The organism is Pseudomonas sp. B21-019, from assembly GCF_024749225.1.
Lineage (GTDB): Bacteria > Pseudomonadota > Gammaproteobacteria > Pseudomonadales > Pseudomonadaceae > Aquipseudomonas.
Genome location: NZ_CP087193.1, coordinates 3,902,578 through 3,927,987, shown reverse-complemented (window position 1 = coordinate 3,927,987; position 25,410 = coordinate 3,902,578). Strand labels below are relative to the sequence as shown.

The window sequence follows — 25,410 nt, the reverse complement described above, 5'->3', positions numbered from 1 at the left end:
TATAAAAATGGGCGACCTTGGGGTCGCCCATTTTTATTGGCTGATGGAGCCAATCCGGGTCAGGATACGGTGTACGCCATCAACAGCCAGATTCTGGCGTCAACTTGAAATGGTATTCACTCCCCGCGTGCCGGCCTGGAGCTGCTGTCGGTAATTGGCTGCTCGTTGAAGCACTCGGGTCAAGGACTGAAAGTTTGTCGGTTTGGTTAAAATATCATTGGCTCCGGCGGCCCTGAAACGTTCAATCTCGCTCGAAAAAGCGTTTGCGGTGAAAGCAACGATATAGCAAGTATCGCCCAGCGGTCGTTGGCGGATTTTACGCATGGCCGCTAATCCATCCATAACAGGCATATTGATATCCATGAAAATGATATCCGGAGTCGATGTCATACACTGATTGACCGCCTCCAGGCCATTTGACGCGAGGTCAGGCGTATAACCCAATGCCTGTAACATCGCCAGAGCAACTTTCTGGTTAATTGGATGATTCTCCACCAGCAGGATATCCAGTGGATAATCCTGGGCAAAAGAAGCGTCGAAACCAACCGCTGCCTGATTGCTCTCGATGGGTATCTCCGAAACTGAAAAAAGCTCCATGGGGAGTGAGAAAAAGAACGTCGATCCAACGCCAGGCTGACTGGTGAAGGACAACGTCCCCTGTTGTGCCTCGACCAGATTCTTGCAAATGGAAAGACCGAGCCCGCTCCCGGTAAAGCGTTGACTGGTCGGCCCTTTAAACTGGGTAAAAGGCTTGAACAGGCTGCTTTGCCGAGCCAAGGGGATACCTATGCCGGTATCGCGTATGGAGAAGTCGAGGCGCGCTCGAGGGCCGTAACCACGAGTCGTGACCACGAGTGATACTTGTCCGGCTTCGGTGAATTTGACCGCATTGCCCAACAAGTTGATCAATATCTGGCGAAGGCAATCGCTATCGGCTTTGACCCACGGCGGTACGTCCGGTGAGACCTGGGCCTCAAGGACTATTGGTTTGTCCTGAATGTTTTGCCGGATCATTTCAATACTGGATGAAACCAGTACTCTCACGTCGAATACACGAGGCTTCAATTCAAGTTTGCCCGCTTCGATTTTTGCCAAGTCAAGAATATTGTCGATAAGAGACAACAGGGTTCGTCCACTGGTATGAATCGTTTTTACCAGATTATTTTGCTCGGAAGTGAGGGCAGACCCAGCCAACAACTCGGTCGCGCCGATAACCCCGTACATGGGGGTGCGGATTTCATGACTCATGGTGGCCAAGAATCTGGTTTTTGAACGATCAGCGTCCTCGGCGGCATTTTTTGCCTGATTCAATACCTGTTCGTTTATTTGCAATTGCTGAAGATGCGCACGCATGCGTAAAAGACTGAAGGCGAGAAATACCAGAATGGCAAGGAGGATATGGTGCAGGGAGTCCTGATTGAGTTGGTGGTAGTAATCCGCCAACGTCATCTCCGCCCCCACTACATAAACCGTTCCGTCCTGGGACTTCATCGGGACGAAGACAGCGCGAAAGTCTCCCCAGTGATCCGAGTAATCGATCCAGGTGGGCTCGGTGCGCTCAAAACTGTCGAGCAAAGCCTGACTGGCATCGGGATAAGGATCGAAAAAACGTACGAAATTCTGCTCTTGAATTTCTTTTTTCGATGCGCTGGAACTGACTAGATAGGCTTCCCCAGCGCGTTTGACCACACTGTAGACAAACGCGGTGCCCATGGACTCGTTGAACCTGGAAAGCCGCTGAATGGCATCCCAGTCTTGCGCTTCCGTTTTCGACTGTTTGTCGATCAGATTGTCATGGTAGCGGTCGCCGAGGATGGCCGAAGCGCCCAACGCGGCATGCAGCAGCTTGTTATTAATGTTGTCAGTGAGGATGCCTTGAGTCTCGACGTAAAGGTAGTAGATATAACCACTGACACCTACGATGTAGACCAAAAGTAACGCCCATGTTTTCCGTCTGAGTTTGAACATTCATCACAGCCTCCATACTGTGAGCTCAAGCATAAATTGAAGACTGGCTGAAAACCAATATTTCTCAGTGTGGAAATTACTTGACCGAAGCGCCAGTTTTTTGGGTTTCTTGGGTGGTCAAGATTTTGCGGAAGAGTCCAATATAGTGGAAGTTTGAAGGCTTTTGCTCCTGTATCAATAAATTTGCAGGTGATGTTTTAGCAGCCTCTTGCGAAATGCTGTGTGGATCAATTTGAGGAATGATATTAAACGTCGGATATAAAAATGGGCGACCCTGGCGTCGCCCATTTTTATTGGCTGAATTAAAGCTGCGCCCGTAACCGTCGTCCGACTACGTCCAGCATGCAGCACCTCGACAGGCGCTGCGGTGTCGAGCAAGCAAGGGAGGGATCGTGTAGTCGATGCCGTATCGAGTCATGGTCGAACCACCTGAACGAAATTGGGCAAAGGGCAGATTTGTAGTGGTCTAATGAAACCGGACACCCATTTAGGCGAGAATGCTCGCCAGATCGAGGTGTCAGATGACCAAACAACGCCGTTCCTTTTCTGCTGAATTCAAACGCGAGGCTGCCGACCTCGTGCTCAAGCAAAACTACAGCTACATCGAAGCCAGCCGTTCACTTGGCGTCGGCGAGTCGGCCCTGCGCCGCTGGGTTGATCAGGTTCAGCAAGAGCGCCAAGGTGTTACGCCGCAGAGCAAAGCATTGACCCCGGAACAACAGAAAATTCAGGAGCTGGAAGCCCGGATTGCCCGGCTTGAACGGGAAAAATCGATATTAAAAAAGGCTACCGCGCTCTTGATGTCGGAAGATCACGAGCGTACGCGCTGATCAATCAGTTGAGCGTCCATGAGCCGGTTGATTGGCTGTGCAAGCTGTTTGAAGTCACTCGTTCGTGCTACTACGCCCAGCGCCTTAGGCGCCGCACGCCTGATGTTGAACGACTTCGGTTGCGCAGCCGGGTGAACGAGTTGTTCACGCAAAGTCGTAGCGCTGCGGGCAGCCGCAGTATCTTGTCGCTGATGCTTGAAGACGGTGAACAACTTGGTCGATTCAAAGTGCGCAGCTTGATGCGCGAGCTTGATTTAGTCAGTAAACAACCCGGCTCACATGCCTACAAACGAGCGACAGTAGAAAGACTCGATATCCCGAATACCTTGAACCGTGAGTTTGATGTGCCAGCCCCGAATCAAGTCTGGTGCGGCGACATCACCTACATTTGGGCCCAGGGGAAATGGCATTACTTGGCGGTCGTACTGGATCTCTGCACGCGCCGGGTGGTGGGCTGGGCGTTGTCGGAAAAGCCGGACGCTGAACTGGTGATCAAGGCCCTGGATATGGCCTACGAGCAGCGTGGCAGGCCTTCGGGTCTGCTGTTTCACTCGGATCAGGGGTCGCAATACGCAAGCCGGCTATTTCGTCAGCGATTGTGGCGTTATCGCATGCGCCAGAGCATGAGTCGCCGGGGAAATTGCTGGGACAACGCGCCAATGGAGCGCGTGTTCCGCAGCCTAAAAACGGAATGGATACCGACCACGGGCTACAGAACGACTCAAGAAGCCAAGCGCGATATCAGCCACTTCTTGATGCATCGGTACAACTGGATTCGGCCTCACCAATTCAATGGTGGGTTGGCACCAGCTCGGGCCGAGGAAAAACTTAACGTCGTGTCCGGGATTAGTTGACCACTACAGATTACCCGTCACGAAGATTTGAATAAGTCTGCGTCTTGCGTTCGATCATCTAGTTAAAGAAAGTCAGACTTCTTTTCTCCATGCGGAAAAGGTGATGGCTGTTCCTTCTTCCTCGTTATCCTTGATCTCGATCTTGTAGGTGGCACCACCCGCAACGCCTTCAATCAATGCCTTTTCATCGTTCGCACTTAACTCGGCACCCTTGGCATTCTGTTTGTAAAACTCGACGACGTCGGAGAACTCGGTATAGGTTTTCAGCATGACCTCGAAATCATGTCGTGGGCGGCCTGCCAATTCGTCGAAGTCACCGTAAATCGGTGCGCCTTTCATGCCGGGCGTGGTGTACACGCCATCGACGCCGGCGCCCGCCAGATGGGCATTCTTCGGAAGCAACGGGAGCATCGCCTTCGGGAAGTCGGAAGGTAATTGCGAGGCGTTCCAGGAGTCTTTTTTCGGATCAGTGGTGATGTATTCGACCGTGGCAATTTTTTGCGCTCGAGCGCGTGTTTCGGGATCTTCACTTTCGGCCCAATACGCGATCAATGGCGGCAACTGTTTGCTCCAGACAATGATTGGGTCAGCGTCGCTCTTCTTGGCGCCTTTCGCCTGGAAGATGGTCAGCACGGTTTCTGGACCGGGATTGCAGGACAACGACTCTGTGCGTGATTTGACGGTACAGTGCCCATTGACCAGCCCAACGGCGATCAACTGCCCCTTTTCGTCCAGCAACAGCGCGCCGCGTTCGTCGCCGTGGTTACCGTCATCCATGGCGGTAAGCATCTTGCGCCCGGCAGGCACACCTTCCTCAAACGTCGAGAACTCTGAATCGAGAGATTCCAGTACTTGCGTCACGATCAACGAGCCATCGTTGGTGTAGCTGCCTGTCGCGTAACCGATGAAGTCAATCAAGGCGGCCCGTATCGCCGGATCTTCGTTGAGCTGTGGTGCGTGCTCCGGGGCAGGGTCGTTGGTGAGCAGCAGCACAGTGGCACCGTCTTCGCGCTTTTCTGATCGAAGTGACAGCGCAACGGCGTCAAGAGAAAGGGTCAATGCCAGAAGCATGGCGAATGGTCGTGCAATGGTAACCAAGGGTTCATTCCTTTGTTGGGTGGTGATCCGGTTTCTTTGGGAGTGACTTGTCGATGGCAATGCATCGGAAGCAAAAGGGGGACAGATTATTTTCATGGTCACGTAGAAACAAATCTGTCTCCACCATGGTTTTTAATATCGACGAACTCCGAGCGAGCCTGTCTTCTTGGTTAACGCTAAGGTAAATGCCTCCTCCGACGTGAACTTCAGTGTTTCCAGCCAGCTCATAAACCACTCGACGTCCAGTGCCACGAATATCTTTCGCCACTCAGCTTTTTTGCCTTCGCAAGCGGGTACTGCTGTCCCACTCAGTCCATGACCCTTGCCTTCGAAAAACAAAAAGTAGTCATCGTCGTAGCAGTAGCCGATCAATTTTGGCCAGTCAGCGCTGTGGGGTTGCTCCGGTACAAGATCCTTTTCGGCAATCACATAATAATTTCGGACTTTGTGGGGCTGTAGGGGAGGACGGTAGCTAGAAAGCCAGATCAGGCATTGAGTTGCTTTATCGGAGTCGTCCATCCAAGTCGATACTTTCTTGTCCAGTTCCGTAAATGTTCCTGCGGTGCCCATGCGATAAAACATTAACCAACCGTCTCGTCCTTCGTTGACTATTAAGTAGGTGTACCCATGAGCTTCGACGGTCAGCGACCAACAGCCGAAATATACTCGCTGATCCGAGAACTCGGTGACGGTGAATCCAGCATGTTGAACAGCATTTTGCAGATCGGGATAAGGCAATTGGCATACTCCTAGCAAAGTCTAAGTTCGCACCTTGAATTTTGCGCCTCCTCCGTGAGGAGGGGGAGGTCGGCCAGACGATTCTCAGGTTTGTTTTCATGAGCGCTTAGAAAATAAATCTGTCCCTTTGTCCTTATTTTATGCTTATAAATTTTCTAGATTTGTTGGTCCGCCATCATTTAGAAGTTTTGTCATTCGCCGATTGTAAAGCTCAATGTCTTGTGCGTTGTTGGCTTTGTTCAGTTCTTGACGCAGGAATCCCATGGAGTTAGATATTATCTGCTTTTCATTTCTAGACAAGTCGCGGATTAGATCGAACCCATTTGCAGCTAGGGCTGGAATCTTTTTTCGCATGTAGTAATAACAGCCAATATTTTCGAGAAGATCATTTGCATCTTCTACGGTGTTATTAATGGTTGCTACGTATTTTTTGAACGCGTTTGCTAATATGGACTCTGGACTTTTTTGTGTTTTTAGAAAGCCGCAAAGTCCTTGCCAGTTAATGATGTGTAGCTGAGTTCCCCAGTCAGGATCTTTCGTGAAATAAACGCCAGCCCCTCTGAAGTAGGCTGGGAATTCGTCTCTATTTAGCGCTTTTTCAAAGTTGCTGATCATTGGAGTTGTTCCCAGTCGTCAAATTGGCTCAGAAGTTTGTTCATGTCAGCTCCGTGATTGATTTTTTCGGACCCGATCAGGGCTGCTTCCTTCGTTCCGCTTTTTGTTTCGCCTCCAGGTACCCATTCTTTTGGATAGGCACCTGCTTCATTGCCATTTGGAATTTCATATTTAAATCTAGGATCATCAGGCTTGATTTTGACGAGGTAAATTTTGGCGGAGGAAAGGTCCGAGGAACCAAGGTTGAGCTCCTTGTTGAGCACTTGCCAGTTACCCCCACTAGCTTTGTATTTGGCAACCACGGTATCCATCTCTGATGGCAATCCTACAAATTTTCTAGGAGGGAATGTTGGATAACTAGAGCGTTCAATCCATTCGTCAATAACGACAAAGGAGCCTCCCTGCTGCTTGAAGGCTTCTTCGTGCATATTTACATAATGCTCCGGTAGATATTCACGTGTGTCAGCAGGCCTATTTCCTTTTTCAAGGTTAATCACTTCATCGTACTTAGCCTGGGACATGGGAATATTGTCGGGTTTCGTTGCATTTGCCGAATTATTGGGCAGCTTGCAATCAGGACCAGGACACGTTGAACTCAACCCCAACGGATCCACCCACCCCGTAGGGTTAGGCACGTACTGGTAGTTGTTCAACCCACCCGCAAGCTTGATCGGATCCGGCGTCAGATATCGCCCAGTGCCCGGATTGTAGTAGCGATGCCGGTTGTAATGTAAGCCCGTCTCAGCATCGAAATATTGGCCCTGGAAACGCAACGGGTTTTCGATTTCTGCGATATCGAGAGTAGCGAGATTGCCGTAAGCGCGGTATTTCGCCGACCACATGATCTCGCCGCTGTAGTCGGTGAGTTCCTGCGGCGTACCCAGGTGATCGAGTTGGAAGTAGAACGGCGTGGCTTCAAGTGGGCCTTCGCCATCGAGCATGGCCAGTGGGCGGAAGCTGCCGGGTTCGTAGATGTAGCTGCGATAGCGGTTGTCAGCGCTTTCGGCGATGAGACGTTCGCCTTGCCACAGGAATTCCGTGGTGTGGCCATCGACGGTTTTGGCGATGCGGCGGCCGAAGGCGTCGTACTTGTAGCTTGCGATGCTGCCGCCGGGGAGGCTGACACCGATCAGGCGATGTTGGCAGTCGTAACGATATTCGGTGACAAGTTTCTGCCCGGTGCCGCGACGTTCGCGAATCAGGTTGCCGTGGGCGTCGTAGTCATAGTGGCGGTCGCCCTGCATGAGCAGGCGGTTGCCTTTGACGTTGGCAAGATTCGCGGCCGGCTGGTCGCCTTGTCCCAGGAGGTTGCCCGCCGGGTCGTGGGCGAAGCTTTCAGGCGTAGCTCCGCGCACACTGATCAGACGATCGAGCGGATCGTAATGGTAGCTGCGGTTGCCTTTGCGGCTGTCGTCGATACCCGCAAGATTGCCGTTTGCGTCGTAGGCGTAGCGACGACGAAACAGGTTACGGTCCTGCTGGCTGACGGTGTGAGCTTGCAGTCGGCCTTGTTCGTCGTATTGGTATTGGCTGAGCAGCAAGCCTTGCTGGCGTTGTTGTTCGCGACCAGCGCTGAACTGGTGCGTGGTCAGGCGCGAGCCGTTGAGGTCGATGCTGCTCAGGCGACCGCCGGGTTGGTGACGGTAGTCGAGTTTGCTGCCGTCGGGGAGGCGGCAGTGGTTCAGTTGGCCGAGTTTGTCGTATTCGTAACGCGTGGTGCCCCAGCCCTGATGTTCGGTGATCAAGCGGTCTTGCAGGTCATATTCGTAGGCGAGGGGCCAATGACCGTCGTCGACGTTGACCAAACGGCCGAATGCATCATAGGTGTAGTGAATTTCCTCGCCATCGGCCAGGGTTTTCACCAGCAAGCGGCCGGCGGCATCGCGCTGGTATTCGGTGACCAACTCACTGCCGTCTTCGCCGAATTCGGTTTTCTTCAGCAGTTGGCCGTTGAGGTCGTACTCGTATGCAGTGCGGCGACCGTCGAAGCCGGTTTCCTGCTGAATCAGGCCGTTCGGGTAGTAATCGAGGTGGTAGTGCTCGCCACGTTCGTTTTCGATCTCGCTGAGCAGCAGGCGCGAGTTGTCGTAGCGGTAGCGCAACTGGCTGCCGTCCGGATTGATGCGACGACTGACCAAGTGCAGGTTATCGGCGTATTCGTAGCGGGTGACGCGGCCCAGTTCATCGCGTTCGGCAGTGACTTTGCCGTAGGCGTTGTAGGTGAATGCGCGCGTAGCGCCGCCAGGCAAAGTGATTTGTGCGAGGCGGTTGGCAGCGTCCCATTGGTAGTGGGTGATGGCGCCGGTTTCTTCCTGACGGGTGATCTGCCGGCCCAAGGCGTCGTAGCGATATTTGCGCTGGCCGCCGTCCGGTAGCTGTTCTTCGAGCAGTTGGCCGAGGTTGTTCCAGCCCAGTTGATGACGGCTGCCGTCGGGGTGACGGATTTCCAGCAGACGGCCCTGGCGGTTGTAACTGTAGTGGGTCGAATTGCCGTCCGGGTCGACTTGTTCGGTGATGTCGCCCTGATCGTTGCGCCAGTATGTCCACTTTGCCGGGCCACGGTTCACCACACGGACGTAGCCGTGGTAGTACTCGTAAGTGGTGGTGGCGTCTTCCGGCGGAATCACCGCAACCAGTCGACCGGCTTCGTTGTACTGGTATTCGGTGACGGCGCCGAGTGGGTCTTTTTCGGCGATCAGACGGCCCTTGTCATCGTAGGCCTTCAGGTGTTCGGCACCATCCGGGTCGACTTTGGCGACCAGTCGAGCCTGATCGTCGTGGGTGTAGACCTCTTCGCTGCCGTCAGCGTTGGTAACGGTGACGCTGCCCTTGTCATCCCAGGCGTAATGCGCGTCCATCTGCGAGAAGCTTGCCCAGTGATGGATGCAGCGGGCTGACTTGCCTTCTTTTTCCCATTCCCAGTAGAAGCTGGCACCACCCGCCAGTTGCCGCTCGAGAATGACGTTCTGCTCGTTATAGGCATAACGCTCGGCTTCACCGGCTGCGTTTTTGGCTTCGATCAGGCGGTGCTGGGCGTCGTAGCCATAGGTGACCAGGGTCTGGACAGTGCTCCAGGCATCTTCCAGGTTATCCGCCGGGCTAAACTGCTGGTAGTCGATGGCGACGATGTGTTTGCGGTCGTAACGCACGAGGAGGGCGCGACCGACGCCGTTATCGACACGTTTGATTCGTCCGTGAATGTCACGGGTGATGTGCAGGCGGTTGTCGTAGTTGTCGCTGATGGCGATCAGCGTCGCACCTTTGCTGTTGTAGCGGAAGTGGTAGAACTGGGTGCGTTCGCCGGCTTGGGTGAGGATCAATTCGGACGGATCGTCGCCAAGGAAAATTGCCGCTTCCGACAGGCTGTTGGTGATCGCCGGGCGCTGCACGCTGGGCAACGGGAAGGTGGTGACGCGGTTTTCGTGGTCGGTCCAGACCACCTCACCGTCGTTGATGTCGACGCGTTGCGCCAGGGCATGGCTCCAGCCGTAACCGAGGCCACAGTCGATTTCTGCGGCGCTGGTGCGATAGAGGCGCGTCCAGCTGAAGGGCAGCAGGCCACCGAGTTCACCGTCGGTCAGCGTCAGCAGCTCTTCGCCAGTAACCATCGATACCGGGCAACCATTGGTGCAGGTTTTCTTTGCACAGGCAGCGCTTTTGTCGTCAGGTGTTTTCGACTGAGTAGAAGCGTCGTCGACCTTTTCCTTTGGTGCGAGAGTAGTCTGTTTTTCTTTCTTGCCACGCGGAAACGAAGAAGCGTCTTTCACTTCCTGCTTCGGCGTATCCGTAGTCTTCGGCAGCTGATTTTTAGAACCGTTGGCGGCTGCCTCGTCGATTTTGAGCGCCGCCGTTTTGGTCGGCTTCATCGGTACGCTCTTGGCACTGGCAATCAGTGGCTTGGAAACCTCCGCGTGCGCTGGCAGGCTGTGCTTGCCGCTTAGACTCATCAGTTTCGCGGCCAGTTCTTCAAGGTATTTGAGCGCTGTGCCGGACTTGACCGTGGACAGGGTTTTGGTCCCCACCCGCACCGCGATCCCGGCACCGCCAGTGAGGCAAATACCCAATACCACGTTGATCAGGAATTCCGACGCAATGGCCGTCACCACGTCAACGATGACTTGCGGTGGCAGCATGCCGACCCACGCCACAATCGCCGAGACGTAAATGAACATCAATGGTTCGTCACTGAGGATCAGCAGACCCGAAGCAATGGACTCCTTGGACGCGGCGTAGAGCTTGTCGATCTCGACATCCGACAGGTACTTGCGCAGCTTTTCGAGGTTTTCCTTTGGGTGTGCGAGCAGTTCGAACAGGCTTTTGATGTCATCCCACAACCTGAGCAGCGCCTTCTCCAGACCATCCATCGCCCGTTTCAACAGAATGACGGAACGGCCCGCGCGGTCAGCAGCCGAGTAACTGTCCCACTGAGGCTGGAACTTGCTCGACCATTCACTTTGCAACCAGCCGTTCAGATTGCCGATCACTCCCTGGTAGGAGTCGTAGAGTGCTTTGACATTGCTTTGGGATACGTTCGGGAAAAAGGTGATGCGATACATCTGGCCCTTCTTGCAGCCGTCGATCACCTTGATGCCGCTCGGGCCGATCGTTGTTTCAATAACGGGGCCGGTGACGTCGTCGTAGAAAGTACCTTTGGTGACGGGTTCCAGTTTCACTGGTGTGTTGCCGATCGGTACGAATCGTGCTGACTCGAACATGTGGATCAGCGTGAAGTCGCCTGCCAGAGGGCAGGTCGCGTAGGTCTCGACCTTACCGGTTTTGGTCTTGCGTTTGGTCACGCTGACTTCATTGCCGACCTTGAAGGTTTGGTCGACATCCAGTGCCCAACCGGTCAGGAAGCCATCCGCCCATTCCTTGTAATCGCTCAGGCAGTTCTTGAAGTCTTTGAGAATCAGGTTCACGTCAGGGGTTTTGGCGTCCAGCACGCGCAGGACCAAGGTACCAATCGGGGTATTCATGACGTGACTTCCTTTGTCAGCTGAGCAGCAAGACGCTCTGCCAAATCTTCTGTATTGGGTTGTTGGCGAACGAAGCGCTCGACCTTTTGGCGCAAGTTATTTTCGGGAAAGGCGAAGAACAGTTCCGGGCAGTCCTCTCCCAGCCACTGCATCAGGTTGTCGACAACGGTGGTGTGATCTTTTTCCGTCAAACTATCGAGCAACTTTTGCGGCACCTCCCACCACGGCCATTCCTTCGCTGGCGGTACGGCCCTCGGCCCCACTTCCAGGCTCTGGCCATTGATCAGATAACGGTCAAACACCGGCAATACTTCACCCGCGCCAGCACCTAGCCCTTCAAGAATCGGGTAAATATGTCGCCCGTCCCAGAACCGGAAAAACACTTCGGTCCCATCGGGCATACGCACCTGGGTCAAACTGCGCAGGTGCTCGAACACCACGTCCGGCGTACTGGTGGACACTGCCAGCCAACCCCAGTCCTGGGCATCGGTTTCGGTGATCCATTGCAGAAAACCAGCATTGGGTTTCAGCTCGGCGAGGTAAGGCATGACGGGCTGCCAATCGGCGTAAGGCGTGCCGCTCCAGATCGGAATCAGTTCCGGCGCCATATGTTGCTGGTAGAAGGCCTTCAGTGGCTCGGCATCACTGGCCGCACTCACAATCAAGTACAACCGCTCACCCGTCCGCAACGGCCGTTCAGCCAGCCACGCTTGTGGAGTCATCGGATCAGATCGCACAAGCACCTGCCTTGCACTTCTCGCACTCTTCACAGAACGGTGCGTTGCGTTTGAGGGTGTTGACTTGAGCCGGTGTCAACACCGCACCAGCCTTATCCGCATCAGCCTGTTTCAACGCTCCAGGCATCAGCGGTGCCGCGCCGGTGCCGCTGCCTGGGCTGCCGCCGGAGTTCATGTTGATCACCGGTCCGCTCAGCGTCACGCCGCTGGCATCGATCTTGATGAAGGTGCCGCCGGCCTTGAGGGTGAGTTCGCTGCCGGCTTCGAGCACGACTTTCATGCCGCTGCTCAGGTGGATTTCCTGGCCGGCTTCGATGAATTGGCCGGTGCCGACCTTGATGTGCTGGTTGACGCCCACAGTGAGGTGGTCGTTGGCGCGGGCTTCGACTTTGCGGTCGGCGTAGACGGTGTGGTGTTCTTCGGCCTTGAATTCGCTGTAGCTGTTTTGCTCGACGGTGTCGTGGCGTTCGTTGCCGACGCGAATTTTCTGGTCGTGCTCGACGTTTTCGTCCCAGTCGCGCTGGGCGTGCAGGAAGATCTGCTCCTGGCCCTTTTTGTCTTCGATGCGCAGTTCGTTGAAACCGCCGCCGCCCGGAGAGCTCAGGGTTTTGAAGGTGCTGCGGGTCTTGTTCGCCGGCAGGGCGTACGGGACGACGTTTTCCTTGTGGTACAGGCAGCCGCTGATCAGCGGTTGGTCGGGATCGCCTTCGAGGAAGCTGACCAGCACTTCCATGCCGATGCGTGGAATGGCGATGCCGCCGTAGTGGGCGCCGGCCCAGGCGGAGGAGACGCGCAGCCAGCAGCTGGTCTTGTCGTCGGCCTGGCCTTCGCGGTCCCAGTGGAATTGCACTTTGACGCGGCCGTATTGGTCGCAGTGGATCTCTTCACCTTTTGGCCCGGTGACCACGGCGCTCTGGCTGCCGAGGATCCGTGGCTTGGGGTGGTTCAGCGGCGGACGGTTCGGCACGTCCCAGGGGGTGGCCTGGAAGCGGTTGCGGTAGCCCTGGTGGAAATCGTCTTTGAGGTTGGTGGTGCTGCTGGTCACCGACTCTTCCAGCACTTGCGGCTGTTTGCCTTCGTGGAGGATTTCGGTCAGCAGCCACAGGTCGTTCCACTTGGCCTTGGGGTGTTGGGTCAGGGCCAGGAAGTGGCCGCTGACCAGCAACGGCTGATCGCTTCGACCTTCGGCCAACTGGAAGTCGCTGCGGTGACGCTCAAGGGCGCGTTTGGCCAGGTGCTTGCCGCGTTCGCGGTCGATGAAGCGACCTGGGTAGTCGTAGTCTTCGAGGTCGGGCAGGGCGTCGCCACGGTTCTCGCTTTCCAGTTTCAGGCGCGGTTTTTCGAAGTCGTAATCGCGGCGGGTGGTGCGGCTGGTGCGGGTTTCCAGGCGCAGGTCGAAGCGCTTGATTACCGGGTCGTTGGCGACCATGCCGGAGTCTTGCTGGTAGGCCACGGGCGCGAGTTTCGGGAACACCGTCTGGTCATCGCCGAACACCAGCTTGTGGGCCGTGGCGCTGTGCTGGAAGTGGTAGTGAATACCTTCTTCCTCGCACAGGCGCTGGATGAACTGCAGGTCCGATTCATCGTACTGAACGCAGTAAATGCGCTCGGGATAAATCGCCCCGACTTTGAATTCGTAGGCATTGCTCTGGATGCCGTGCTCTTCGAGGACCATCCCGATGATTTTCGGCACAGTGAGGTTCTGGAAGATGCGTTGGTTGATGCGGTGCGCCAGGTAGGACAGCTGCGGGCGCAAGGTCACGGCGTAGCGGGTCAGGCGTTTGCCCGAATCGCCCTGGGCGGCGCGGTAGATCTGGCCATGAATGCCGCTGCCGTCAGGCGAGAGCTGCAAAAAGGCCGGTTTGTGCAATAGCGTTTCGAGGTCCAGGGACGGCTGCTCACTGACCAGTTCCACCTCAAACACAAAAGGCTGGCTGATGGCTTCCCGACCTTGCAGGGCAAGGACCTGGAGATCGTTTTCCAGACCTTCGACAGTCAGGGCAAAGTGAGTCTGATTGGCCGGCGCGAACATCCCTTGTTCCTCGTGCAGTGCTGCGGCGCACGCCTACACCCAAACGGGCGCTTGCGGACGCGAAAATTCCTGGAAGGCGCAAATGACATCGACCAGCAGAGCTGGCCGATGTTTGGAACCGTCAGCCGCGATTAAGCGACTGGAACACGCCAGTCATCGGAACCCGAAGTACCGGATACTTCGTGGGTCCAGGTGATTTTGCGGTAGGTGAATTGCACTTCTTCCAGGTGCGTGAAGTGCGAGTTCGACGGATCCTGGCAGTTGTGCATTTTGTTGTTGATGGCGACGATGATCGCGTCTTCCAGTTTGGTGGTGTAGTAGTGCTCTTGGGTACCTTGAGCAGAGGTGCGGTACCACTGGATAACGATTTCGCTCATGCGCTCGCCGGAGGTCAGCGCCGCTTGCAACAGTGGCGAAGACTTGTCGTATACCTTGGTGATCACGACTGGCTTGTGTACACGCTGACCGGTCGGTTGGCCGGACTGTGGGTCACGCGGGATGATCACGTCGTGGCTGAAAGCCTGAACCATGACCTGGTCTTCGTGGCCTTCCTGGTAGGTGTTGCCAACGGAGTCGGCGGTGAATGCGCCGGCAGTGATCAGGCCTTGTTTCTCGCCAGTAACGGACATGTACGCTGGTGTAGCCATGGATGTGCTCCTTGCTAAAAGTGAGGGTGCCCGGGAGGCGGTATCGCCCGGTGGGTGCCTGACTGTTATCAAGGAGCGTGCCAGAAATATTTTTTGTCATATAAATCAGGTGGTTGAGGATATTTTTTAAACGTGGAGAGGTTTTTCGGCAGCGATCACCTGAAAAAGTGCGCAACTTCTTGCGCAGTGGTGCGCAAGAAGTTGCGCACTCGGCTGGAGGGCTTGATCCACCTGGCGTTCAGCGTTGTCGAGGTGTTTTTGGGACGAATAACTGCGCAAGAAGTTGCGCATCAAGGCTATGAGCGATCATCCCGATAGACCCAGCCGTCTGTCCGGGCAATTCCAGTGGCGATGGAATTTTTTTCCGGACCTGTCGCTCTGCTGATGTAGAGACGTGCCGATTCAGCGTCCGCCAGCGAGCACCCGGTAAGCCATGAACAAGACCCTGGACGATTACAACCGCATGCGTGACTTTGTGGCGACTCCGGAACCGGCCGCCGCCAAGCGTTCGGGCAAAAAAACGGTGAAGGATCATGCGCTGCAATTCTGCATTCAGAAACATGATGCCTCGCACCTGCACTATGACTTTCGCCTGGAGCTCGATGGCGCGCTGAAAAGTTGGGCCGTGCCGAAAGGCCCGTCGCTGGACCCCAAGGTCAAGCGCCTGGCAATCCACGTCGAAGACCATCCGCTCGATTACGCCACGTTCGAAGGCACCATTCCCGAAGGGCATTACGGCGCCGGCGAGGTGATCGTTTGGGACCGTGGGGTATGGATTCCCCAGGACGACCCGGCCAAGGCGTACGCCAAGGGCCGGCTGAAATTCGAGTTGCAAGGGGAGAAGCTCGGCGGCCTGTGGAACCTCGTGCGCACGCACATGCCGGGCAAGCAGGAGCAATGGTTTCTGATCAAGCATCAGGACGGCGCGGCCAGGCCCGAAAGCGATTACGATGTGGTCGCCGCCGAGCCCGACAGCGTGCTCAGCGATCGCACCATCGTCGCCAAGTCGAAACCCGGTCCCGTTAAAAAGCCAGCGGCGAGGACGCGCAGAAATACATCATCACAGCTGACAGGCGCCCGCAAAGCCAAACTGCCGGAGCTGCTCAAACCCGAATTGGCGACACTGGTGGAATCCGCACCGGACGGCGAATGGAGCTATGAGATCAAGTTCGACGGTTACCGGGTCATGGCGCGCATCGACCACGATGAGGTCAAACTCTTCACCCGCAACGGTCACGACTGGACCCACAAATTGCCGGAGCAGGCTGCAGCGCTGGCGGCGTTGGGCCTGGAATCGGCCTGGCTCGACGGCGAAATAGTGGTGGCGGACGAGCAGGGTGTTCCGGATTTTCAGGCGCTGCAAAATGCCTTCGATGCCGGACGTAGCGCCAGCATCGTTTACTACCTGTTCGATTTGCCTTATCTCAATGGCGTGGACCTGCGCGAAGTCCCTGTCGAAGCGCGCAGGGCGGCCCTGGCGACTGTGCTCAAGCCCAATGAAAACCCGCTGTTGCGGTTCTCCGACGCGTTCAACGAGTCCCCGGAGGCGTTACTCGACAGCGCCTGTAAAATGCACATGGAAGGGTTGATTGGCAAACGCCTGGGCTCGCCTTACGTGTCCCGGCGCAGCAGTGACTGGATCAAACTAAAGTGCAAGCATCGGCAGGAATTCATCGTGGTCGGCTTCACCGATCCCAAAGGCTCGCGCAGTGCCTTTGGCGCGTTGCTGCTGGGGCTGCACGACCGTGACAGCGGGGAATTGTGCTATGCGGGCAAGGTCGGCACCGGATTCAGCGAGGCGAGCCTCAAGCGTCTTTACGAACAACTGAAACCGCTGCAGACGAAAAAACCGTCGGTGGTCAACCCGCCCACCGGTGTTGAAGCCAAGGGTGTGCATTGGCTCAAACCCGTTCTGCTGGCGGAAGTGGCCTTCGCCGAGATGACCAAGGACGGCTCGGTGCGCCAGGCCGTGTTCCATGGGCTGCGCGAGGACAAGCCTGCCGCCGATATCACCGAGGAGCGTCCGACAACCGTGAAAACCTCAACCACTAAAACTAAAACCTCCCAAGCGGCACCGTCACAAGTCGGCCTGGAGCAGGGCAAGGTGCGCATCACGCATCCGGATCGGGTGATCGATGCCAGCAGCGGCACCACCAAGATGCAATTGGCGGAGTATTACGCCAGTGTCGCCGAGTGGATTCTGCCGCAACTCAAGGACCGGCCGGTGGCGCTGGTGCGCGCACCGGACGGCATCGCCGGCGAACTGTTCTTTCAGAAGAACGCCGAGAATCTGGCCATACCCGGCATTGTCACTCTGGACAAGGCACTGACCGGCCAACCGATGATGGTCATCAACAATGCCGAAGCCCTGATTGGCGCAGTGCAGATGAGTACCGTGGAGCTGCACACCTGGAACGCCACGTCGGTCGATCTGGACAAACCCGACCGCTTCGTCCTCGACCTCGACCCGGATCCGGCGTTGCCCTGGAAGAGCATGGTCGAAGCGACCCGGCTGACCCTCACGGTGCTGGATGAGCTGGGGCTCAAGGCATTTCTCAAGACCAGCGGCGGCAAAGGGATTCACCTGGTCGTACCGCTGACTCGCAAACACGGTTGGAACGAGGTCAAGGACTTCAGCCACGCGATTGTCAGTCACATGGCCAAGCTGCTGCCGGAACGTTTTTCCGCGGTGTCGGGGCCGAAAAATCGGGTTGGGCGCATCTTCATCGATTACCTGCGCAACGGTTTGGGCGCCACCACGATCTGCGCCTACGCCGTGCGCACCCGCGAAGGGCTGCCAGTGTCGGTGCCGATCTTTCGCGAAGAAGTGGCTGAGCTCAAGGGGGCTAATCAATGGAACCTGCACACCGTGCATGAGCGCCTGGCCGAGGTGGGCGATGAGCCCTGGGCCGACCTGAAGAAAACCCGGCAGACAATTACTGCCGAGATGCGGCGGCGGATAGGGATGAAAAAATAGTGAATCAGAAGACTGTGGCGAGGGGGCTTGTCGGAACGCCGCATCGCCCCGTTTGAGTGCGTAGCACTCACAAGATCTTTGGGACATCGGAGATTTTGGGGCTGCCTTGCAGCCCAACGGGGGCAAGCCCCCTCACCACAACAACTATTGCTTGCCGACTGCGGCAGCGAGCAGCGGCGCCACCTGTTCATCGGTCAATGCGGCGTGGACTTCCATGTTCATGAGGTCGCTCCATTCCAGCACCCACTTCTGAATCGCCACCGGATCACTGGCCTCGGCAATGCCCACACCGCTGGAGCCGCCGACAGCATGCCAACGCCCCAGCATGCTGACGCCTGCGGGTGGGGCACCACCGGTCTTGAGAAAGCGTTCGATCGCGCTGTTACGTTGTTGCGGACTGATGGACCAACGGACCATGAATAACATCTGCCACCTCCTGCTACGGACTGGCACCTTTTATCTTCGCGTTCCTGGCTGGCGCCGGGGCCACGGTCACGCCTGAGTTTCCAGCTACGTCCTGGCTGGCCTGAAACCTGTTCTCCCATGAGAAGGCATAGCAGCGGACCGTGCCGCGCGTACGACCGCTGATCCTGTTTCAGGGCATTCTAATGAACGTATCGGGATAACGGTGCAAGCCATCAGGCATCACGCAACAAGTCGTTGGCATTGAGCAGCTCGTAGGCGACTTCCGGATGTTTCTCCAGCCCTCGGCGAATGGCCGCCGGGATCGACTGACGGGTTTTGCGGCACAGGCCCGGCAGTTCGCCCAAGGTGATATTGATACCGCGCATGGTGCGCACTTCATTGAAACCCGGAGCGATCTCCACGCGCAGACCCAACTGCTCATACATTCGCCGTTGCAGACGCTCCAGGTCGCTCAGGCTCTGGAGGTTTTCCAGGCGTTCGATCAGGCGTTTCTCTTCCGACTGGGTCAGGCTCAGGATGCGCAGGTCCGTGCCGGGAGTTTCCAACAGCTGCTCACGCTCGCAGATGCAAGCACCGGGAGGGCAGGGTTGGCGGATCGGAAGAGAGGTCGTCATGGGGTTCAATCATAGAGCGCTATGATCGGGTTTGCCCATGGGGTAGTTGTAGCTTTGATCGTGATGTATTCCGTCGATGCAACACGCCTCCTGTTTACACAGTGTTTAGTGTGTTGCATCGATCGGTTGAATCTATTTTATCTGCACAATCACCGGACCTTCCGTCACGATCGGCGGTTTCGCCTGGATATGCGAAGCATTTTTCTGAATCCAGTCGCGCGCGACTTTCAAGCTTGCATCGGTGCCGGTCTTGTCTGTGCAAACCGTCACTGATGTACCGCCATCACCCGTATTGAGTAGTGTGTAGCTTACGATGCCAGGCACTGTCCGCAGGGCCGTTTCGACATCGGTATTGCGCTCTTCCAGAAACTCGAAAAGCTGCTTTGCTCCAGCACCCAGGTAAGTTCTTATCACCGCATACATAGTCGTCTCCTCTGGGAGTACCGTCTTGATGCCCATCCAGATCCGCTGATGGCCGCCATCACTCCGGTATCAGTTCACCCCCGATTTATTCAGCTTAGCCAAACGTCGGTGACAAGCGACATGCCACGACCACCGGCCACTTTTGGCAGTCTAGCGACGGTTGGCGGCGACCGTCGCCGGGCGGATTTACACCTCTGTCGGTTCTCAGGGTCTTTACTTCCAGTCAGGCCCCGTATGTACAGATAGGAGAGAACAATGAGCAACGAACAGGCGGCACCCGAAACGCAAGGTGTTACGGTGAAGTTACTGGCAACGGTTGACCTTGGCCCCGAGATCGAAGGCATGGCAGGGCGCCAACTTAGAATGCGCATGGTGACCATTGAGCCTGGAGGCGTCTTCGGGCCGGTTCACAACCATATAGACAGACCCGGCACCGTCTACATACTGCAAGGAACCATCACCGACCATCGAAATGGCGTCGCCACGGATTATGGGCCGGGCGTGGGTTGGCCCGAGGACAGGAACACCACGCACTGGCTTGAGAACAGAGGCACGATTGCGGCAGTGGAGATCTCGGTCGATATTGTCAGGCAGGAGTAAGTTCAGGCCCGACATTCACATCTGCGGAGGCCAATTATGCGACTCGCCCTGACACTCCTTGCACCAGGCATAGAGGGCGTCATACATGATCAAACCATGTGCCAGCATTTCGTGGTCATCGGCATAACGCTGCGATAGTCCCAGCGAAATCGCATAGAGCCCAGCCGATTGCGGCGTCAGATCCAGGCGGGAGGTATCTGCGCCGCGCACGATTTCGGCCAACTGCTGCAAGGCAGGATCACTGAGCTGGTACTTCTTCAGGAACGCATCGAAGCTGCACAGCTCACCTACGTGGGAAAGCTCAACGCCCGGAATGTCATAAGGCGTTGCATTTTTCTCAACGGCAATCTGCAAAACCTCTCTGCTGGGCACGTACAAGAACTCGGCCTCAGGGTCGATAAAACGGGTGATCAGCCAAGGACAGGCAATGCGATCAATTTTGGGTCGTTCACGGGTAATCCACCTCATGGAACACCTCCTGCCTAATTCAGTAGGCTGGGTGATCTGGCAGGCCCGGTGCCCGCCAGAGAATAGTTGATCATTGCGCGCTTTAGCGCAGCAGGTGCACAGCCAAACCAACGAGTGCGCAGGCCATCAGTACCTGAATCACGCCGCGCTTGAAGCGGAACAAGGCAATCGCCGCCGCAATCGCGATCAGCGCGGAAGGCCAGTCCAGGTTGCCGCTGAAGCCTTTGGGCCAAAGAACGTGATAGCCGAAGAAACACGCCAGATTGAGAATCACCCCAACCACAGCGGCAGTAATCCCGGTAAGCGGTGCGGTGAACCTGAGTTCATTGTGAGTCGACTCCACCAGCGGGCCACCTGCGAGGATGAACAGGAACGAAGGCAGGAAGGTGAACCAGGTCACCAGCGTGGCGGCGACGGCACCAGCCAGAAACACCTGATCGGCCCCGAACACCTGCGAAACATAGGCGCCGACAAAGCCGACAAAAGCCACCACCATAATCAGTGGCCCCGGGGTGGTTTCACCCAGCGCCAGGCCATCGATCATCTGTGTCGGCGTCAGCCACCCATAGTGACCGACCGCGCCTTGGTAGACATAAGGCAGCACCGCATAAGCACCGCCAAACGTCAGCAGCGCGGCCTTGGTGAAGAACCAGCCCATCTGAGTCAAGGTACCTTCCCAGCCAAAGAGTGAGGTCAAGATTCCCATTGGCAATGCCCATAACGCGGCGCCGATAAGTGCCAATAGTGCCAGTTTCAACCAGCTGAACCGGGCATGCTCCGGAGACGGGGTGTCGTCATCGATCAATGCCGGGCCGAAGGACTTTTTGGCGGCACTGTGGCCTCCGGTTCTGAATTTCTCGGGCGCCAGGCGACCGCCGACATAACCGATTAACGCAGCTCCGAGCACGATTAGCGGGAACGGCACATTGAACGCGAAGATCGCGGTAAACGACGCCGCCGCTATTGCCCACAGCCAATTATTCTTCAATGCCCGTGAGCCGATCCGATGGGCCGCTTGCACGACGATGGCCGTCACGGCAGGCTTGATTCCATAGAAAAGCCCGGCCACCACCGGTACTTCGCCGAAGGCGATGTACATCCAGGACAGCGCGATCAGGATGAACAGTGAGGGCAGCACAAACAGCCCCCCGGCGATCACCCCACCCCAGGTTCGATGCATCAACCAGCCGATATAGGTGGCTAGCTGCTGAGCCTCCGGCCCTGGTAACAGCATGCAGTAGTTGAGGGCGTGCAGAAACCGCCGCTCGGAAATCCAGCGCCGCCGCTCTACCAGCTCCTGGTGCATGATCGAGATCTGTCCTGCAGGCCCGCCAAAGCTAATGAATCCCAGCTTCAGCCAGAACCAGAATGCCTCACGCAAACTGATCGGTTCAGGCCTCGACAGATCCTCTTCAGCCGCTGATGGGGAAACCTTAATCATTGGGATGTTCCTCTTTCACAAACTCGGCGAGCAGACCATCAAAGATGCCGCTGGCAGCAGCCAGCAAGTGGTCATCATGGGTAATGGTTTCGCGTAGCCCTGCCAGCACCCGTTCGATGCCGACAGCCTCCACCGGCTGAATGCCACCGATATCGAGGTAATGCACCAGTGCAGCGATGCGGTTCAGGCCTGGCTCTTGAAGTTCAAAGCTGGCTTGCAGGGTTTCAAAGGTCACGCGGTTGCCGACATGACTGAAAGTTGCGTCATCGAAGTCGAAACCCAAGGCATCTGCCGGGCAGTCCTGTGGAGTGTTGAGCCAGAGGATCTGAGCCTGCGGATCAATGAAGCGCCGAATCAACCAGGCGCAAGCCAGGCGGTCGACCCATGGGCGTTTACGCGTTGCCCAGACACGACCTTGAAAGTCGCCAAGGCTCAGCGCCGTGATTGGCTGGTCGCGGCTATGCGGCTCATCCGCAGACAGCGCTCTGCTGACCGCTGTCTCCAATTCCTGCAAAGCCGAATCGATCTGCTGTTTCGGTTTACCTGGAAAGTAATCGATGCTGGCGAGCTGTTCATAGGCTTTGCGCAGCTTGCGAATTTGTTTGGTGGTGGCCAGCGCATTCTCGGCATTGAGCTGTGCCCGGCATGCTTCGATCTCGGCGCGTAGCTTGCTGTAATCATCGCTACGGTCGAACAGCTCAATAAAGCGCTCTCCATCAGGATCAACGACAGGCAGGACGTAGGCAGTGCCATTGATGGCCAAGATGTCGCGCTCGACAGACGTTAGCGCTTCTCGACAGGCAGCGGTATCAGGTAAGAGATAGGCGCCATCGCGTAAGACCGCCGCTCCAGAGGCTTTTAGCGCGCGCCAGGCACGCATGCGTTCGGTGGCATTGGCGGTCGGCAGACCGAGAATCAACGTTAGCCAATTTTCCATGTAGCGAATTCTACGTGTTATGTAGGTATTGCTACCTTAATCCTGATTCAGGCGATGGGAAAGCTCTCCTTCAGAAGTAGGGCGTCAAACGACCCTGAACGGTCATTCTCGATTGCCTCCGCGATCAAGAGGTCGCGACTGAAATACCCGTCCGGGCAACCAGTGTTTCGGACGCGATCATGAACTGTCTGATGTGCGCTTCAGTCATGCCTGCAGACGGCAGGATCGCTTGGCCCTTGTTGTTGAACATCGCGCCGCTGCGATCCTCGATCTCAGGGGCAACCAGTAGCGGGACGATTCTCTTCGCATAAGTTTCGGCGGTGGGTGTCAGCAGCCCGATCAGGCCCTCCGCGATGCGCGATTTCAGCGAGCCCTTGCCGAAAAAATTATCGCGGATACTGGTTTTGATAAGGCCGGGATTCAGGCCAAAAACGTCCAGGTGCGGGTAGCGCTTCACCGCATCCAGAACAAGTATTTCGTTGCCGGCCACCGTGTTCATATGCGCGGACATGGCCTTGTAGGACCTTTCAGCATTGAGGTCGTCGAACGTCCCTATCTGGCCTGTGCCGGGATACCCCACGACAATCACCCTTGGTTTGGTCTTGGTCGTGGGCCTGTCTGTACCCAACTTCGACCCGACGCTGCGCAGGATGACCATGCGGTTCAGATAGCTGACCGCCAGATCGCGCTCAATGCCCTCCGCTGTTTCCTGACGTTGGGAGGCGGCAAAGATACCGGTGGTGAAAATGAGCAGGTCCAGGGATTCCGCCGGCAGCAGCCTGGCGACCTGCAGAGCCTCACTCATCAGGCTCAGGTCCGCCTGGAGAAATTCGATTCCCTGCGTGCCAGCATCACGAAAGGTTTGCCCGACGACCAGGACGCGAGCGCCGCGAGAGGCCAGCAAGCGACTCAATGCCTGACCGATGCCACCGGTGCCACCCACGACGGCGACCCGCATCCCGTTTAGGTCAAGGTTCTGTGCATCGACATGGCGCCACGTCAGGCTGGTGTCACGCTTCATGATGGCTCTCACATAAATGGCTGGAGGCGCATCATCCGCTTTATTGTTTTTGGGATAAATATGGGCTTTTGGATTTAACTGATCCATTTATGGAGCAAACGCCCAACCCTTTGAACATCAAGGATGTCGAGGAGGTTCCGACTGGGCCACGCTGGCTCTTAGCGCTCTGGCTACCTTGGCTTGAATCTCGTAAGCAGGCGCCTCGACGGTTGTGTAATCACGGGTATAGCGAGTGGAAAATTCCCGAACCCCCCATTGCTGGTACTGCTGCACGTGCTTCAATTCATGCGCCCACAGCGCGACATTGTTAAGTGCATCATCGGCACTGCGAAAGACGATGATGTCTATCAGGGTGACCGCAGTGACATCGGGATTCTGCAGCATGGTGTTTGCGGCGTTAAGCTCCACATCATCGCCTACCTTGTAGCGAGCCGAATCAAGCACTTGAATGTCATAGTAGGGTTCGAGCTGGGCTCGGATATTCAGCGGGATTGTCTGAATATCGCCATTTGCCGCGGTGTTGCGCGATTGCACAATCCAACTCTGTAATCCAGTGGAAGCCATTTTGTTCATGCTTTCAAAGATCGGCCCCATTTCCTCTTTGGAGCCTGGAGCACAAAAACAAGTGACCACGCAGGCTTCGTACTGCCCTGCTGGGCAGGCGTAAACAGAGAACGAAGTGCCAACGGAAAAGAGCAGTACCGATAACCGGAAAGCTTGACGCAAAAAGACAGCTGACAATTGGTTCTCCCAGAGGTAGTGGCGGTCGGCAGGTGATGCTTCTGGTAGCTCTCACCTGGTGTTCAACCGCGCGTTGGACCGTTGCGGCCACCGTTTGTTGCCTTCAGAGCCCACAGCTTTTTCAGGCCACTTCCCACATTACCTGAAAGGCCGTGCTTGGCCGTTTCTACCCGTCGCGTTCACAGCCGCGCGGCCGACAAACGGTCGGTCGCGCGCTGTCGATCAATGGATCATGATGGGGGCCAGTGCGGTCTGAACCCTGGACATCTGTGCTGGCGTTGTCATGCGCGTCAGCAGCCGGCCAAAGTGTGGATGCTGCACGCCCGAGATAATGTACTGCCAGCGATAGGCGCTCAGCACGCAGGCATGGATCTGCGCTGTCTCATCGACACTGAACGATCGCGAGACACTTTGAATAAAGTAGTCGGCATCGGATGCCGATTGTGCCTGCAGGATTGCATCGACGGCCGCCACCAGCGCAATCAGATCGTTCACTGCCTGGTCACACTCGGCTGGCGACAGTTTCGCATGCTCCGCCTTCCACTCCAGTTCATCGAGTACGACGTGCCGGCTTTCATCCTTCCAGTGAAATTTGAAGACATCCTTGAATAGGGGGCACAACTCCTCGCGCGGTGCGATGCTCTGTGCGTAGTGCGCCTGAACAAACAGCTCGATATGACAGGTCAGCGCCAGCACCGACCAAGTGCTGGCTGCAAGTACCGCACGCGCTACATCGTTTGGATCGGCAACTTGACGATATCCCGCTGGCAATCGCGAACCAATCATCGTCTCCATGCGCCGGAATAATTCCTGGTGCTTGATCTCGTCGTTGGAAAAGCGCACCAGCGCTTCGAGTGCAAGCTGATCGTCAAATACATGGGCTCGACCTTGATCGAGCATTTTGGCACTGATAAACCGCTCGACCAGGCCAAAGATATACGCATAGGTCCGGCCCTGAATCTGACTGAGCAGACACGCCTCGGCCTCGGCGAGAAAGGTCAGACGGTCGATCTGCGAGAGTCCATCGGGCAAGAATTTGCGCGAGAAGTCGAAGCTCCGGTCCTGTAGCAAATCGCGATCGATCTGCCATTCGGCTTTTTTCGATGATCTGACCATTTGAGCATAACGGGCGGCGTTGCCTGACTCTGAGCCGGGTAGGGTAGCGATGGTGTTCATCTAGATCTCCTGCTGCCTTGGTCGAGTTGGAATGGGGCAATTACGGTTGACGTCGGAGCCAATGACCATCGATCTCTGAGTCCGCGTTGGT

General features: G+C 56.3%; 20 protein-coding genes. 3 read left to right on the top strand and 17 right to left on the bottom strand.

Translation table 11 applies throughout. The features are described from left to right. Nucleotides 1-99: 99 nt before the first annotated feature. Nucleotides 100-1,968 carry an ATP-binding protein gene (locus LOY36_RS17455; RefSeq protein WP_258669282.1) on the bottom strand — a complete coding sequence of 623 codons (1,869 nt, stop codon included), beginning with the start codon at nt 1,966-1,968 and terminating at the stop codon, nt 100-102. Nucleotides 1,969-2,489: 521 nt separating this feature from the next. Here LOY36_RS17455 and LOY36_RS17450 point away from each other — a divergent pair. Beyond that, nucleotides 2,490-3,652 (top strand): IS3 family transposase gene (locus LOY36_RS17450; RefSeq protein WP_230175655.1). Its coding sequence is split into 2 segments (ribosomal slippage): nt 2,490-2,745 and nt 2,745-3,652, totalling 1,164 coding nucleotides; the frame shifts between segments, so codons are not numbered across the junction. A 72-nt stretch (nt 3,653-3,724) separates the two neighbouring features. On the opposite strand, the gene LOY36_RS17445 is transcribed toward LOY36_RS17450, so the two are convergent. The 7 genes from LOY36_RS17445 to LOY36_RS17415 all read right to left on the bottom strand — a co-directional run bounded on the left by LOY36_RS17445 (nt 3,725) and on the right by LOY36_RS17415 (nt 14,495). Continuing rightward, entirely contained in the window at nt 3,725-4,723 is a 999-nt protein-coding gene (locus LOY36_RS17445) for a hypothetical protein (protein ID WP_408981128.1), read from the bottom strand. Between the two features lie 159 nt (nt 4,724-4,882). After that, nucleotides 4,883-5,488, bottom strand: coding sequence for a hypothetical protein (locus LOY36_RS17440; protein WP_258669274.1), 606 nt, complete (start codon nt 5,486-5,488; stop codon nt 4,883-4,885). Nucleotides 5,489-5,632: 144 nt separating this feature from the next. Continuing rightward, nucleotides 5,633-6,103, bottom strand: coding sequence for a hypothetical protein (locus tag LOY36_RS17435; protein WP_258669272.1), 471 nt, complete (start codon nt 6,101-6,103; stop codon nt 5,633-5,635). Beyond that, nucleotides 6,100-11,079, bottom strand: coding sequence for an RHS repeat protein (locus tag LOY36_RS17430; protein WP_258669270.1), 4,980 nt, complete (start codon nt 11,077-11,079; stop codon nt 6,100-6,102). Before LOY36_RS17430 ends, LOY36_RS17435 begins: the two co-directional genes overlap by 4 nt. Further along, nucleotides 11,076-11,801 (bottom strand): DUF4123 domain-containing protein, encoded by a 726-nt coding sequence (locus LOY36_RS17425; protein ID WP_408981094.1) that lies wholly within the window; start codon nt 11,799-11,801, stop codon nt 11,076-11,078. The genes LOY36_RS17430 and LOY36_RS17425 overlap by 4 nt, the downstream gene beginning before the upstream one ends. A 4-nt stretch (nt 11,802-11,805) precedes the next feature. Beyond that, nucleotides 11,806-13,848, bottom strand: coding sequence for a type VI secretion system tip protein TssI/VgrG (gene tssI / locus LOY36_RS17420; protein WP_258669264.1), 2,043 nt, complete (start codon nt 13,846-13,848; stop codon nt 11,806-11,808). A gap of 131 nt (nt 13,849-13,979) precedes the next feature. Beyond that, complete coding sequence (locus LOY36_RS17415) at nt 13,980-14,495, bottom strand: Hcp family type VI secretion system effector (protein ID WP_007900657.1); 516 nt, start codon at nt 14,493-14,495, stop codon at nt 13,980-13,982. Between the two features lie 433 nt (nt 14,496-14,928). Here LOY36_RS17415 and ligD point away from each other — a divergent pair, with 433 nt between their 5' ends. Beyond that, complete coding sequence (gene ligD / locus LOY36_RS17410) at nt 14,929-17,472, top strand: DNA ligase D (RefSeq protein WP_258669257.1); 2,544 nt, start codon at nt 14,929-14,931, stop codon at nt 17,470-17,472. A 144-nt stretch (nt 17,473-17,616) separates the two neighbouring features. Here ligD and LOY36_RS17405 read toward each other — a convergent pair whose 3' ends face one another. The 3 genes from LOY36_RS17405 to LOY36_RS17395 form a co-directional block, all read right to left on the bottom strand. Continuing rightward, complete coding sequence (locus tag LOY36_RS17405; protein ID WP_007937010.1) at nt 17,617-17,898, bottom strand: DUF3303 domain-containing protein; 282 nt, start codon at nt 17,896-17,898, stop codon at nt 17,617-17,619. Between the two features lie 212 nt (nt 17,899-18,110). Beyond that, the gene (locus LOY36_RS17400; protein ID WP_007937009.1) at nt 18,111-18,512 is read right to left on the bottom strand and encodes a hypothetical protein; all 402 of its coding nucleotides are present in this window, start codon (nt 18,510-18,512) and stop codon (nt 18,111-18,113) included. A gap of 132 nt (nt 18,513-18,644) precedes the next feature. Continuing rightward, nucleotides 18,645-18,935, bottom strand: a complete 291-nt coding sequence (locus LOY36_RS17395) for a hypothetical protein (protein ID WP_258669241.1) — start codon at nt 18,933-18,935, stop codon at nt 18,645-18,647. 255 nt (nt 18,936-19,190) lie between these two features. On the opposite strand from LOY36_RS17395, the gene LOY36_RS17390 reads away from it, so the two are divergent. Next, nucleotides 19,191-19,535: a cupin domain-containing protein gene (locus LOY36_RS17390; RefSeq protein WP_258669239.1), complete on the top strand. Its 345-nt coding sequence runs from the start codon at nt 19,191-19,193 to the stop codon at nt 19,533-19,535. Nucleotides 19,536-19,550: 15 nt separating this feature from the next. On the opposite strand, the gene LOY36_RS17385 is transcribed toward LOY36_RS17390, so the two are convergent. From LOY36_RS17385 to LOY36_RS17360, 6 genes are all read right to left on the bottom strand, one after another. After that, a complete protein-coding gene (locus LOY36_RS17385; RefSeq protein ID WP_258669237.1) occupies nt 19,551-20,003 on the bottom strand; it encodes a chromate resistance protein ChrB domain-containing protein in 453 nt (150 codons plus the stop codon). 82 nt (nt 20,004-20,085) lie between these two features. Further along, a complete protein-coding gene (gene chrA / locus LOY36_RS17380) occupies nt 20,086-21,444 on the bottom strand; it encodes a chromate efflux transporter (protein WP_258669234.1) in 1,359 nt (452 codons plus the stop codon). Beyond that, nucleotides 21,437-22,381: a chromate resistance protein gene (locus LOY36_RS17375; protein ID WP_258669231.1), complete on the bottom strand. Its 945-nt coding sequence runs from the start codon at nt 22,379-22,381 to the stop codon at nt 21,437-21,439. Before LOY36_RS17375 ends, chrA begins: the two co-directional genes overlap by 8 nt. A gap of 124 nt (nt 22,382-22,505) precedes the next feature. Then, a complete protein-coding gene (locus LOY36_RS17370) occupies nt 22,506-23,489 on the bottom strand; it encodes an SDR family NAD(P)-dependent oxidoreductase (protein WP_258669224.1) in 984 nt (327 codons plus the stop codon). Nucleotides 23,490-23,519: 30 nt separating this feature from the next. Further along, a complete protein-coding gene (locus LOY36_RS17365) occupies nt 23,520-24,143 on the bottom strand; it encodes a DUF4157 domain-containing protein (protein ID WP_258669219.1) in 624 nt (207 codons plus the stop codon). A 222-nt stretch (nt 24,144-24,365) separates the two neighbouring features. Continuing rightward, the gene (locus LOY36_RS17360) at nt 24,366-25,319 is read right to left on the bottom strand and encodes a diiron oxygenase (protein WP_258669217.1); all 954 of its coding nucleotides are present in this window, start codon (nt 25,317-25,319) and stop codon (nt 24,366-24,368) included. Nucleotides 25,320-25,410 lie beyond the last annotated feature (91 nt).